The organism is Roseovarius sp. TE539 (genome assembly GCF_003298505.1).
Taxonomy (GTDB): Bacteria; Pseudomonadota; Alphaproteobacteria; order Rhodobacterales; family Rhodobacteraceae; genus Roseovarius.
This window is the reverse complement of the sequence record NZ_QNGB01000007.1, coordinates 86,393-98,757: the sequence shown is the minus strand read 5'-3', so window position 1 is coordinate 98,757 and position 12,365 is coordinate 86,393. Positions and strand designations below refer to the sequence as shown.

The window sequence follows — 12,365 nt, the reverse complement described above, 5'->3', positions numbered from 1 at the left end:
AAGGGGATCAATCAAGCGCCGCCTTGCGTTCAAGGTCGAGTTTGCGGCGGTCGCGCTTCGTGGGGCGTCCTTTTCCTTCAAATCCCGGCGCGTTCGGAACCCTGTCCCGTTCGGAGCGCCTTTCCGGCGGGTCCAGATCGTCATAAAGCCCGCGCGCCTCCGACGCAGGTCCGCGGCGCAGACCCGCGGCGACGATGCGCACCACACGTATCTCGCGCGCCTGCGCGAAGGTCAGGATATCCCCCGGCCCCACCACGGTGGCCGGTTTGATCACCTTCGAGCCGTTCACCCGGACATGCCCGCCGCCCACGATCCTGGCTGCCAGGCTACGGGTCTTGAAGAACCGCGCCTGCCAGAGCCACTTGTCGAGGCGTATTCGGTCCTCGGCCACGCTCACGCCGCCCGCACCGTCATGACTTGTCCTTCAGTCCCATCAACGCCGCCGCGAACGGATTGTCGGGGTCGATCTTGTCTTCCTTGCGCGGCTTGCCGCCATGAGGCCGTGACCCCGTGCCAGCCTTTTCGCCGACCGGCGTGCCCCTGGCCTTGCCCTTGCCGGCGCCCCGGCCCTTGCCGCGGCCTCCGCCGGCCCGATCCGCGGTTTTCGTGGCCTTGCCGCCACGTGCACGACCGGCCCATGTAAAGGTATAGAACACCTCGGTCTCCGCCTCTACCGGGTCCGCCGACGGAGCTTCTCCGGGCAGCACCTCGCCCTCGCTTGCCGCGGGGATTTCGGCGGGAACTTCGGTGTCCTCGGCCGGTTCGGCCGCCACCGGCGCCTCTCCCGTGTCGGGAATCGCCGCGACAGTGTTTTCGGCACTTGTCCCGGTGTCGCCTTGCCCGCCCACGTCCTGCGCGGATGCGGCGGGCTGATCCGCGGCTTCGGGTGTCCCGGACCCCGACGATACGACCGCCCGGTCCACCGGCTTGATCCGTTCGCGCTCCCCGCGGTCGGCCTTGTAGCCCAGACCTTCCATGAGGTCGGCAAACTGTTCCAGCGTCATGCCGGTGATCGACAGCATGTCGGCCGTCGCCTCGAACCCGGCGCGACTGTCCTGCGCGCGCAGCATGTCGGCCAGACGTTCCAGCATGTCGATACGGATTGCCCGCGCGCCGGCGGGCCGGTAGCCGGCCATGGTCAGGTGCGATGCCGCGTCCGCATCGCCGGCCGGTACTGTCACCAGCCCGGGCGGCGGCGCTTCGGGGAAGGTATCAAGCCCGGCATGCAGCGCCCAGAGCACCAGGCGCAGCCGCGTCGGCGCGGGCTTGAGCATCAGCGGCATGAAGATCGTGAACTGCCCGAAGCGGATCCCGTGCTTGCGCAACTGCCCGCGTGCGTCCTGATCCAGCGCCTTGACCTCGTCAGCCACCTCGGCACGCGGGATGATGCCGAGGGCCTCGACCATGCGGAACCCGAAGCCGCGCGCCAGACCCGTCAGCGCCTCATCACGCTGGATGTTGACCAACGGCTCGAACAGCGTCGCAACACGGCGGTCGATGAAATGCTGCAGGCGCCGCTGCACCTTCTGCGCCACCTCTGCCCCGGCTTCCTCGTCCACGAAACCGACGGCCCGAGGCTTGAGAGGGTCAGCCCCGGCCGAGAGCTTGCCAACCGCCTGATCGCCCCACATCAGCCCGCCCTGATCGGTAAAGTCCAGTTCCGTGTCGGGTGCGTTATAGAACCTGTCAGCCTTGAGGTGAAAATGAGGGGCAAGCGCCTGCAGGCTGGCCTGCGACAACGCCTTTGCCTCCTGGCCGGTCGCGGATTTGTCGGCGATGAACCGGAAACCTTCCAGACGACCGGCAAATTGTCCCTCGACGGTCACTTCGCCGTTCTCGTTCACTTCGGCCACCATGGCCTCCTTCTGCTTGAGCCGGCGCAGAAGCACGGATGTGCGCCGGTCCACAAATCTCTGGGTCAGTCGCTCGTGCAGCGCGTCCGACAGGCGGTCTTCTACCGCGCGCGTGGCCTCGCGCCAATGGATTTCATCCCCGGTCCAGCCTTTTCGTTGCGACACATAGGTCCAGGTGCGGATATACGCCAGCCTTTTGGACAGCGCGTCGATGTCGCCATCGGTACGGTCCAGGCGCTGCACCTGACGGGCAAGCCAATCCTCTGGAACCGTTCCGTTCTGGTGCAGGTCGCAGAAGATCTTTTCCAGAAGCCCGGCATGTTCGGCATCTCCGATGCCGCGGAAATCGGGAATTCGGCAGACATCCCACAGCAACCGGACCGAGGGCGCATCACCGGCTCGGGCGCGCACCTCGGCCTGTCCGGCCAACCCCTTGAGCGCGCCAAGATCATTCGCCTCCCGCGCACGCACGAGGCGCGGATCCTCCGGGCGGGCCTCGAGCGCGGCAATCAGCGCGTCCAGATCGCCGAACGGCAGCCTGGCATTGCGCCACTCGAGTTTCCGGATCGGGGTGAAACGGTGATCCATGATCGCACGGGCGGTGCTTTCGGGGATCTCCTGCGCTTCGCCGGTCACGCCGAAGGTGCCGTTGGCCATGCCGCGCCCCGCCCGACCGGCGATCTGGGCCAGCTCGTTGGGGGCAAGTGCGCGCATCCTGCGCCCGTCGAACTTCGACAGCGCCGAGAAGGCCACATGATCAATGTCGAGGTTCAGACCCATGCCGATGGCGTCGGTCGCCACGAGGTAATCGACGTCGCCGTTCTGATAAAGCGCCACCTGGGCGTTTCGTGTCCTTGGGCTCAGCGCGCCCATCACCACCGCCGCTCCACCCTTCTGCCGGCGAAGAAGCTCTGCCATCGCATAGACGTTTTCGATCGAGAACCCGACAATCGCGCTGCGGCGGGGCATCTTGGAAATCTTGCGCGGCCCGGCATAGACAAGCTGCGACATGCGCTCGCGCCCCACGAATTCGACCCCCGGCACCAACGCGGCGATGGTCCCTCGCATCGTGCCGGCGCCCAGAAACTGCGTTTCCTGCAGGCCACGCATACGCAGAAGCCGATCGGTGAAGACATGCCCGCGCTCGGGGTCGGCGCAAAGCTGGATCTCGTCAACGGCCACGAAATCGGCGCCCATCCCTTCGGGCATCGCCTCGACCGTGCAGACCCAGTATTGCGCCCGCCCCGGCACGATGCGTTCCTCGCCGGTCACCAGAGCCACCACCGAGGGCCCCCGCACCGCCACGATACGGTCATAGACCTCACGCGCCAGAAGCCTGAGCGGCAGGCCGATGACCCCGGTCCTGTACCCCAGCATCCGCTCGATGGCGAAATGGGTCTTGCCTGTATTTGTCGGGCCCAGGACCGCGAGTGTCCTTGACTGCTCGACCATTGGACAACTCCCGTCGGTTCAGAGTTCGGAGCCCCTGACCTCGTTGCCAAGACGCTCCAGTTTCGTGGTTACGTCTTCGAAATGCGGATGTATAGAGTGGACCCGTGCGTAGGCCTCGTAGGCCAGATCCGTTTCGCCCAATTCCTCCAGGATTGCCCCCAGACCGTAAATCGCGGGAAAGTGCCGCGGTCGCAACGAAATCGCCCGTTCGATATCCGCGACGGCAGGCCCGAAAAGCTCGGCCCTGGCATAGGCGATGGACCGAGCGTGAAACCCTTCGGCGAAATCCGGCGCATGGTCCGTCAAAGCGGTGAAATGCTCGATCGCCGCGTCCGTTTCACCGGCCTCAAGCGCTTCGCGGCCGCGCTTGAGCAGCAGGTCCATCGACGCCGAACCGGACTTCGACATTTCCATGCGGATATCCGCCGAAATGCGCTTCGCGTCGGCCGGATCGGCCTTCTTGAGCCGGTCAAAAAGCGAATCGATCTTCGCGGCTTCCTGCGCGGCTGCGGACAGGGAAATAACGGCGATCGCCCCAAGTGTCGCAACGGCACGGTTGAGATTGTTCCATCGACGCCTCATAACATTCTCATGTTAGCGCGGCTGGCCGGGAATCACACCCCCCGGCCGGATTAAAATGCGGAGGATTCTTGGATGAGCAACGTGATTGACGCGGCCGTATCGGCCCTGAACGACAAACTTGGCGACAAGGGCTTCGACGGATCGGCAAAATTCGTGATCGAAGGCGAAGGCGCTGTGGTGATCGACGGCGATGGTGCCCGCGCGGAGGATTCCGATACCGATGTCACCCTGACCGCCGATGCCGACACCTTCCAGGCCATCCTCGAGGGCGATCAGGATCCCACCGCCGCCTTCATGTCCGGCAAGTTGACCGTGGACGGCGACATGTCGCTTGCCATGCAACTGGGCAGCGTCCTGGCCTGACGGCATGAAAAAGGCACCGTTCTTCGCGGAAGGCATGGCCGACGGCCCGCCGCAGGCGCAATCCTTCTGGATCGACGCGGATGACGGCGTGCGCCTTCGCATGTGCTGCTGGATGGCCGATGGCGCGGAGGGCACCGTTTTTATCTTTCCAGGCCGGACCGAATACGTCGAGAAGTATGATCATGTCGCCCGTGCGTTCGCGGCCTGCGGACTTTCGTCGATCGCCGTGGACTGGCGAGGTCAGGGTCTTGCAGACAGGTTGATCGACGATGAACGCTCGGGCCATGTCCATCACTTCACCGATTATCAGCGCGACGTGGCCGCGCTTGTGGGCGCCGCCGGAGACTTGAACCTGCCGCGTCCGTATCATCTGCTGGCGCACTCGATGGGCGGGGCGATCGGCCTGCGCGCGGTGATGGAGGAGCTTCCGGTTGCATCTTGCGTGTTTTCCGCCCCGATGTGGGGCATCCAGTTGTCCGGCGCGCTGCGCCCCGTGGCATGGTCGCTTTCATGGGGCGGGCGCCATTTCGGCATGGGACAGGCCTATGCGCCGGGGACCGTTCCGGAGAGCTACGTCCTGACTGCGGAGTTCGAGGGCAACAAGCTGACCGGAGATGCCGAGATGTATCAACTCATGGTCGATCAGACACGCGCGCACCCGGAACTGGGGCTCGGGGGGCCAAGCCTGCGATGGCTTTACGAGGCATTGCGCGAATCACGTGTGCTCTCGCGGCGTCCTTCACCGCCCCTTCCCTGCATGGCACTGGCCGGAGATGGTGAAGAGATCGTCGATGTGGACCGCATACGCGACCGGGTGGCTCGATGGCCCGGGGCCCGGCTCGAAATGTTCGAGAACGCCCGTCACGAAGTGATGATGGAACGGCCCGATGTACGACTGCGCATTTTCGAGATGATGAGCGCGTTCTACCGCGGCGCGGCGGCACTCACGGATCGCGGATCACAGCCTGACGCTGAACGCCCAGCCCTGCAATCCGAAGCTCCATGACATCACCCTCGCGCAGGAAACGCTGAGGCCGCATGCCCATTCCGACACCGGGCGGCGTGCCCGTGGCAATCACGTCACCGGGATGCAGGGTCATCATTTCGCTCAGGTGGGCGATGATGTCCGCGACCGTGAAGATCATCGCGGCGGAGGTGCCGGTCTGCATCCGCTCGCCATTGAGGTCAAGTGACAGCTCCAGCGCCTGCGGATCGCCGATTTCGTCCGACGTCACCAGCCACGGCCCGACCGGGCCGAAGGTGTCGCAGCTCTTTCCCTTGGTCCACTGGCCCGATCGCTCGGTCTGGAAGGCGCGTTCGGAAATGTCATTGACGATGCAATAGCCCGCCACGTGATCCAGGGCCCGCGCGGCATCCACGTACTTGGCCGGCTTGCCTATCACAACGCCAAGCTCCACCTCCCAATCGGACTTTTCCGAACCGCGCGGCAGGCTGACCACGTCGTGCGGCCCGACGATCGACGAGGTGGCCTTCATGAACACGATCGGCTCGGCCGGCGGTTTCATTCCAGCCTCCGCCGCATGGTCGGAGTAGTTCAGCCCGATTCCGATGAACTTCCCGACCCCGGCAACGGGCGGGCCCAGCCGCGGCGAACCGGCGACCAGCGGCAACGTGTCCGGATCAACGCGGGGCAGCTCCACCAAAACCGGACCGGCCAGATCATCCATCAGACCCGACAGGTCACGCAACCCACCGTCCCGGTCCAGAACGCCGGGTTTCTCGGCACCGGGTTCTCCATATCTCGCAAATCGCATTTCCTCACCTCCCGGCCCTGAAATTTCCCCGGACAATAGAGGCCTGCATGGCATCCGCAAGGGCTGGCCAATCGGGTGATCAGACCTATCCTACCGGCATGGTCATCGAAGTCACGAATTCCGGGCTGTATTGTCCCGCGGGCGATTTCCACATCGATCCGTGGAAGCCCGTGGACCGGGCCCTGATCACCCACGGTCATGCCGATCACGCACGTCCGGGCCATGCCCGCTACCTTGCCACCGATGGCACCGCGCCGGTGATGCGCCATCGCCTCGGAGCGATCACACTGGATACCCTGCCCTATGGCGAGACCCGAAGGATCGGAGGGGCGGACGTTTCGTTCCATCCCGCCGGTCACGTGCCCGGATCGGCACAGATCCGGGTCGAGGTCGGTGGCGAAGTCTGGGTCGTCTCCGGCGATTACAAAATCGAGGCGGACGGGCTTTCGGAACCCTTCGAGCCGCTGCCCTGCCACGGTTTCGTGACCGAATGCACCTTCGGGTTGCCGGTTTTCGACTGGGCGCCACAGGCTGTGGTCGCGGCGGAAATCAACGCGTGGTGGCGCGCCAACCAAGCGGCGGGGCGCTTCAGCCTTCTGGGCGCCTACGCGTTCGGCAAGGCACAGCGCCTGCTGTCGATGCTCGACCCGGGCACCGGCCCGATCCTGACACACGGCGCGGTCGAAAACACCAACGACGTGTTGCGGGCCCAGGGCCTGCGCCTGCCGCAGACGATCCGCGTCACCCCCGGGACACTGGCCCGGGATCATCCCGGCGCGCTCGTGCTCGCACCACCTTCCGCGCTTTCGGCCACGTGGGCCCGCCGCTTCCGTCCTGCCGCGACAGGGCTTGCCAGCGGATGGATGCGCTTGCGGGGGGTACGCCGCCGCCGCGGCGCAGACCGTGGTTTCGTCATCTCCGACCACGCCGACTGGTCCGGGCTCAACCGGGCCATCGCGGAGACCGGCGCGGAAACCGTTCATGTGACCCACGGCTACACGGATGCCTTTGCGCGCTGGCTGCGCGAACAGGGCTACGACGTCCGGATCGTCCCGGCCGAATTCACGGGCGACTCCCTCGATGAGGACGACACCTCATGAAACGGTTCTCGGCCCTTTTCGAAACCATCGACCAGACCAGGCGCACGACTGCCAAGGTCGCTGCACTGGCCGAGTATTTCCGTACCGCGCCCGACGACGACAAGCTCTGGACCATCGCGCTTTTTTCCAGGCGTCGGCCGCGCCGCACCGTCACCACCGCCCGGCTGCGCGAATGGGCTGCCGAACGCGCCGGAATTCCTCTTTGGCTTCTGGAGGAAAGCTACGGCATCGTCGGGGACCTGGCAGAGACCATTTCTCTGATTCTGCCCGCGCCCGCCGCCACACATGATGACGGCCTTTCGATATGGATCGCCCGTCTTCGGGCACTCGACCACACCGATGAGGCCGTGCGCAAGGCCGCCATACTGGATGCATGGAACCGCATGGACCCGACGGAGCGTCTGGTTTTCAACAAGCTGCTCACCGGGGGGTTCCGCGTCGGTATCAGCCGCAAGCTGATGACCCGTGCGCTGGCCCGTGCGACCGGGCAAGACGCGTCCGAGCTCGCGCACCGTCTCATGGGCGACTGGACACCGGACACCACCAGCTACCATGCTCTCGTCGAAATGCCGGACGACACGTCGTCGCGTTCGCGCCCCTATCCGTTCTGTCTCGCCCGTGGGCTCGAGGAGGAAGATCCCGCCGCGCTTGGCGCCCCGGAAGACTGGCACGCGGAATGGAAATGGGACGGTATCCGCGGCCAGCTCATTCTGCGGGGCGGAGCACACCATGTCTGGTCGCGTGGCGAGGATCTTATGACCGATCGGTTTCCCGAGTTCGCGGAAACACTCGACATCCTGCCCGAAGGTACCGTGCTCGACGGCGAAATCCTGGCCTTCGCGGATGGCACCCCCCTGCCGTTCAGCACGCTGCAGAAACGGATCGGCCGCAAGACGGTCCCCAAGGCTTTGCGCACCGAGGCACCGGTCATCCTGCGGGCCTACGATCTTCTGGAAACGGACGGGCAGGACATCCGTGCCCGCCCCTTCGCGGCGCGGCGGGCGGCGCTCGAAAACCTCCTCGGCGGCCTGCCCCCGGATGCGCCATTGCAGTTGTCGCCCGATCTCGGTTTCCGCAGCTGGGACGAATTGGCCGCCTTGCGCGCCACAGCCCGGACCATGCGCGCCGAAGGGGTGATGCTCAAGCACCGCGAAAGCCCCTACCACGCGGGCCGACGCACCGGCGGCTGGTGGAAATGGAAACTTGATCCGCTGACTCTGGACGGCGTGCTCATCTACGCCCAGCAGGGCCATGGCCGCCGTGCCAACCTTTTCACCGATTTCACTTTCGCGGTCTGGAGTGGTGAAACGCTGGTGCCATTCACCAAGGCCTATTCCGGCCTGACCGACGCGGAGTTCCGCAAGATCACGCACTGGGTGAGGCGCAATACGCTGCACCGCTTCGGACCCGTTCGCCAGGTCCGGCCGGAGCATGTCTTCGAAATCGCCTTCGAGGGCATCCACGCGAGCACCCGGCACAAATCCGGTATCGCACTCCGGTTTCCGCGCATGGCCCGGTGGCGCCACGACAAGCCTCTGGCCGAGGCCAGCACACTCGGCGACCTGCGCGACATGCTGGCGCACCACGGTTAGCGGCGCGGATCGCGGACACGCCCGGCCGGGAATGCCGCACCCGGCGCATTGCGGCCAACTCGCGCCTTGAGCCCGCCGCCCTGCGCGCCTATCTGTGGGCAGATTGCAACAGGAGGTTTTACGCATGATCCATCTGCCCCGGCCCGCCCGCGACGCCGATGCCGCATCCGGTTCCGAGCATCTCGGCGACCTGCCGGAATGGGATCTGAGCGACCTTTATTCCGGCGAGAACGCGCCTGAACTGGCCCGTGATCTCGGCTGGCTTCAAAAGGCCTGTGCCGACTTCGCCACCGATTACGAGAACAAGCTGGATACCCTTGATGCTGATGGCCTGCTCGAATGCATCCGGCGCGACGAGAAGATCAGCAACATCGCCGGGCGAATCATGTCTTTCGCCGGTCTGCGCTACCACCAGGAAACGACCGATGGGGGCCGCGCCAAATTCCTGTCGGACTGTCAGGAAAAGATCACCAGCTACACCACGCCGCTCGTATTCTTCACTCTGGAGCTCAACCGCCTCGACGAGGACGCGCTTCAGACGATGTATGACGAAAATCCGGACCTGGCGCGGTATGAACCGGTGATCCGCCGCATCCGCGCGATGAAGCCCTATCAACTGTCCGACGAACTGGAGAGGTTCCTGCACGACATGGGCGTGGTGGGGGACGCTTGGGAAAGGCTCTTCGATGAAACCATCGCCGGGCTAAGGTTCACCGTGGCGGACGAGGACCTGGGAATCGAAAGCACTCTCAACCTGCTTACCGATCCAGATCGCGACAGGCGCGAAACCGCCGCGCGCGAACTGGCCCGCGTGTTCGGGCAAAACATCCGGATCTTCGCCCGCGTCCACAATACCGCCGCCAAGGAAAAGGAGGTCGTCGATCGGTGGCGCGGCATGCCGACGCCGCAAACCGGGCGCCACCTTGCCAACGACGTGGAACCCGAGGTGGTGCAGGCATTGCGCGACGCGGTGGTCGCGGCCTATCCACGTCTTTCGCACCGCTACTACGAACTCAAGCGCAAATGGCTGGGCCTCGACCGCATGCAGGTCTGGGACCGCAACGCGCCACTGCCCATCGAAGAACCGAGAACCGTGAACTGGGCCGAGGCGCGTGAAACCGTGATGAATGCCTACACGGCATTCGACACCCGGATGGGCGACCTGGCCGCGCCCTTCTTCGAGCGGGGCTGGATCGACGCCGGCGTCAAGCCCGGCAAGGCACCGGGCGCCTTCGCCCATCCCACCGTGACCGACGTGCATCCCTACGTCATGCTCAACTATCTCGGCAAACCGCGTGACGTGATGACGCTCGCGCATGAGGTGGGCCATGGCGTGCACCAGGTACTGGCAGGCGAACAGGGCGAGCTTCTTGCCTCGACGCCGCTGACCCTCGCCGAGACGGCCAGCGTGTTCGGCGAAATGCTGACCTTCCGCCGGATGCTCGACAACGCCTCGAACGGGACGGAGCGAAAGATCTTGCTGGCCGGCAAGGTCGAGGACATGATCAACACCGTGGTGCGGCAGATCGCGTTCTACGATTTCGAATGCAAGCTGCACACCGCGCGCCGGGACGGGGAGCTGACGCCCGACGACATCGACGCGCTGTGGATGTCGGTGCAGGCGGAAAGCCTCGGGCCGGCATTCGACTTCATGCAAGGGTACGAGGCGTTCTGGGCCTATGTCCCTCATTTTGTCCACGCGCCTTTCTATGTCTATGCCTATGCCTTCGGCGACGGCCTGGTGAACGCGCTTTATGCCGTCTACGAGGAAAATCCCGCCGGCTTCCAGGACAAGTATTTCGAGATGCTCAAAGCCGGTGGCTCGAAACACCATTCAGAGCTTCTGGCGCCCTTCGGCCTCGATGCCACCGATCCGGCCTTCTGGGACAAGGGGCTCGCGATGATAGAAGGCATGATCGACGAACTGGAGGCGATGGAAACCTGATCCTGTCGCCGCGCTTCAACGCAAGCACGGACGCCTCCAGCGGGGATGTTTCCGGCCGAAAGAAACACGGGAAGGCGCCAAGCGCCCTCCCGTGCGAAGCACCCGGAGTGCTTCTCCTGGCGCGGTCATCGGCGTCCCCGCCTGTACCGCCCGACAACTGTCTCGCGTTCCGGTTAAGAAACCCTTGCTTCTTCTGGCCGAAAATATCCCGGGGTGAATTGGCCGAAGGCCAAGAGGGGCAGCGCCCCTATTTCAACTGGCTGTCCTTGGATCCTCGCCTGTTCACGCCAGGACGGGACGGGCCGGTGCGATCACGCTCGGCCGCGCAATCGATGCACAGCTTGACACCGGGGACGGCCTGGCGCCGCGCCTCGGGAATCGGGTCGTCACAATCTGCACACTGGCTCAGGCTTTCCCCACGCGGGTAACGCCGTGATTTCATCCGCGCCAGTTCGTCCTCAATGGACGCTTCGATCTGTTCACTTACCGCGCCGTCGCGCGTCCATCCTCCGGCCATGGGATCCTCCGTCATGTGACCGGTGCAGAGGATACCCCCACCGGCGCCCGTCTGCAAATCCCGGTGGTCGCCCGGTTGCCGATATCAATACTGGGCCTCCAGCACCATGTAATCCGCGAACCCGGACGCGCCGGCCCGATCGGCCTGCGCGATCAGACCGCGCAGCACGGTAATCGCGGCGGGGGACGTGACGGGAACCGAGTGATCATACCCTTCACCGTCGGCAAGCGCCGTGAAATCGAGAACCTTCACATTCAGCCCCGCAACCTTTTCACGGCTGTCGATGACACCGAGCCGCGGTTTGCGTCCGGTCAGGAAGCCGGCCAGTCCGAGCGCCCGGTCCTGCCGGGCGATCAGAATCATGAACGGCTGTGGCAGGGGGCCGATCGCCTCGGCTTGACGGCGGAAGACCTCCGGGTCGATGTCCGGGGACATCAGGACGACGCCACTGATGCGCGACAGAAGTCGCCCGTCGCCGCGCAGTGCCGATTGCCTCAGGACTTCCATGACCAGTTGCGCCCCCATCGAATGGGCCAGCAGGAACACCCGCTCGTCCTTGCCCGCGGTCAGCAATTGCAGCGTTTCCTCAAGCCCGTCCCGGGCGAAAAGCACGCTGTCGCGGTCATAAACATATCCGCGCGGATCACCGGCGGACGGCCAAGCATAGAGGACCGAAGGCATTCGCGGCCGGAAATCCGCCCGCATTTGCGCCATCCGGTAAATGGATTCCGAGAGCTTGGCATTGAAACCATGAACATAGACAAGGGTTTCGCGGCCGGTACGGGCATTGCGCACGTCCCGGGCGAAACTCCCGGCGTCGCGAAAGACCTGCATCCGGGAGAGGGCGAAATGTCGTTTGGGGTCCGGATCGGCACCGAGAGGGGGCCATTCTATGCGGCCGGGCTCGTGCCCCGGCGGCACAGACACCGCCGCGCGCAGATAATGGACCCGGTCCGCGCGCGGACCGCCAAGTTCACCGGGCCGGTCGGGTTGCCGCTGCGTCGCGATGAAGACAGGCTGGATGTCTGCGGCCGGCTCGGCCGGGGCCATGCGTGCAGCCGGTCTCGCCGTACAGGCCGCCAGCACGATGCAAAGCAGCACCAAGAGGCCCGGGGCCACTATCCCGGCCCCGGGCCGGATTTCATCAGGCTGACGCGTCATGGCGGGCCGCTTTCATGGGTCTTCT

At 65.1% G+C, this 12,365-nt stretch carries 11 protein-coding genes; 5 read left to right on the top strand and 6 right to left on the bottom strand.

The window, feature by feature from the left end; genetic code table 11:
• Positions 1 to 7: 7 nt before the first annotated feature.
• From DQW77_RS06920 to DQW77_RS06910, 3 genes are read right to left on the bottom strand one after another with little or no spacing between them, the layout of a single operon-like run.
• Positions 8 to 397: an RNA-binding S4 domain-containing protein gene (locus DQW77_RS06920; protein ID WP_404947926.1), complete on the bottom strand. Its 390-nt coding sequence runs from the start codon at positions 395 to 397 to the stop codon at positions 8 to 10.
• A 13-nt stretch (positions 398 to 410) separates the two neighbouring features.
• The gene (locus tag DQW77_RS06915) at positions 411 to 3,305 is read right to left on the bottom strand and encodes a helicase-related protein (RefSeq protein WP_113257461.1); all 2,895 of its coding nucleotides are present in this window, start codon (positions 3,303 to 3,305) and stop codon (positions 411 to 413) included.
• Positions 3,306 to 3,323: 18 nt separating this feature from the next.
• Positions 3,324 to 3,887 (bottom strand): tetratricopeptide repeat protein, encoded by a 564-nt coding sequence (locus DQW77_RS06910; protein WP_181711209.1) that lies wholly within the window; start codon positions 3,885 to 3,887, stop codon positions 3,324 to 3,326.
• Positions 3,888 to 3,959: 72 nt separating this feature from the next.
• On the opposite strand from DQW77_RS06910, the gene DQW77_RS06905 reads away from it, so the two are divergent.
• Together DQW77_RS06905 and DQW77_RS06900 are read left to right on the top strand one after the other, a co-directional pair.
• On the top strand, positions 3,960 to 4,250 hold the full coding sequence (locus DQW77_RS06905; RefSeq protein WP_113257460.1) for an SCP2 sterol-binding domain-containing protein: 291 nt from the start codon (positions 3,960 to 3,962) through the stop codon (positions 4,248 to 4,250).
• Positions 4,251 to 4,254: 4 nt separating this feature from the next.
• A complete protein-coding gene (locus tag DQW77_RS06900) occupies positions 4,255 to 5,256 on the top strand; it encodes an alpha/beta fold hydrolase (RefSeq protein ID WP_113257459.1) in 1,002 nt (333 codons plus the stop codon).
• On the opposite strand, the gene DQW77_RS06895 is transcribed toward DQW77_RS06900, so the two are convergent.
• Positions 5,195 to 6,025 carry a fumarylacetoacetate hydrolase family protein gene (locus DQW77_RS06895; protein ID WP_113257458.1) on the bottom strand — a complete coding sequence of 277 codons (831 nt, stop codon included), beginning with the start codon at positions 6,023 to 6,025 and terminating at the stop codon, positions 5,195 to 5,197. The two genes, DQW77_RS06900 and DQW77_RS06895, sit on opposite strands and share 62 nt — an antisense overlap.
• Positions 6,026 to 6,123: 98 nt before the next feature.
• On the opposite strand from DQW77_RS06895, the gene DQW77_RS06890 reads away from it, so the two are divergent.
• From DQW77_RS06890 to DQW77_RS06880, 3 genes are all read left to right on the top strand, one after another.
• The gene (locus DQW77_RS06890) at positions 6,124 to 7,125 is read left to right on the top strand and encodes a ligase-associated DNA damage response exonuclease (RefSeq protein ID WP_113257540.1); all 1,002 of its coding nucleotides are present in this window, start codon (positions 6,124 to 6,126) and stop codon (positions 7,123 to 7,125) included.
• Positions 7,122 to 8,717, top strand: a complete 1,596-nt coding sequence (locus tag DQW77_RS06885) for an ATP-dependent DNA ligase (RefSeq protein WP_113257457.1) — start codon at positions 7,122 to 7,124, stop codon at positions 8,715 to 8,717. Before DQW77_RS06890 ends, DQW77_RS06885 begins: the two co-directional genes overlap by 4 nt.
• 124 nt (positions 8,718 to 8,841) lie before the next feature.
• Positions 8,842 to 10,662: a M3 family oligoendopeptidase gene (locus DQW77_RS06880; protein WP_113257456.1), complete on the top strand. Its 1,821-nt coding sequence runs from the start codon at positions 8,842 to 8,844 to the stop codon at positions 10,660 to 10,662.
• Between the two features lie 247 nt (positions 10,663 to 10,909).
• Here DQW77_RS06880 and DQW77_RS06875 read toward each other — a convergent pair whose 3' ends face one another.
• Both DQW77_RS06875 and DQW77_RS06870 read right to left on the bottom strand, forming a co-directional pair.
• Positions 10,910 to 11,179, bottom strand: coding sequence for a DksA/TraR family C4-type zinc finger protein (locus DQW77_RS06875; protein ID WP_113257539.1), 270 nt, complete (start codon positions 11,177 to 11,179; stop codon positions 10,910 to 10,912).
• Positions 11,180 to 11,263: 84 nt separating this feature from the next.
• A complete protein-coding gene (locus DQW77_RS06870; protein WP_113257455.1) occupies positions 11,264 to 12,340 on the bottom strand; it encodes an alpha/beta hydrolase in 1,077 nt (358 codons plus the stop codon).
• Positions 12,341 to 12,365 lie beyond the last annotated feature (25 nt).